The 563-nt window shown below is 69.8% G+C and carries 1 protein-coding gene; it reads right to left on the reverse strand.

Annotated elements, in window-relative coordinates; translation table 11 throughout:
• The coding region (locus tag ACFPMG_RS23885; RefSeq protein WP_376997715.1) for a calcium-binding protein at positions 1-563 on the reverse strand (563 nt) is incomplete at both ends.

Below are 563 nucleotides of genomic sequence, written 5' to 3' on the forward strand. Positions count from 1 at the left end.
CGAGCAGCCGGTCGTTGCCCGTACCGCCATCCAGGCTGTCGTTGCCGAAGCCACCGTCCAGCGTGTCGTTGCCCGCCCCGCCGTCCAGCGTGTCGTTGCCGTTGCCGCCGCTCAGCGTGTCGTTGCCGTTGCCCCCCAGCAGCCGGTCGCGGTCGCTGCCGCCCAGCAGGGTGTCGTCGCCGTCGCCGCCGTCCAGCGTGTCGTCGCCGAAGCCGCCGTCCAGGCTGTCGTTGCCCGCCCCGCCCCACAGGAAATCGTTGCCGTTGTTGCCGACGAGCGTGTCGGCGAGCGCCAGGCCGTAGAGGTAGTCGGTGCCGCTGCCGCCGGTGATCGAGACCTGCTCGATGTTGCGCAGGTCGATGTAATGGTGGGTGCCGTTTGCGTAGACGCCGTAGCGGAAGCGCACCGCATCCTGCGGCTGGATGTTGTAGCTGTTGTCGCCGCCGTCGTAGAGGGTGGTGCCGATGCTGGACGCCGAGGAGAAGTCGAGGACGACCCGGTCGGTGCCGGTGCCGCCGTCGATGGTGTCGCTGCCGAGCCCCAGCACGAACAGGTCGTCGCCG

Source organism: Azospirillum himalayense (assembly GCF_042657465.1).
Taxonomy (GTDB): domain Bacteria; phylum Pseudomonadota; class Alphaproteobacteria; order Azospirillales; family Azospirillaceae; genus Azospirillum; species Azospirillum himalayense.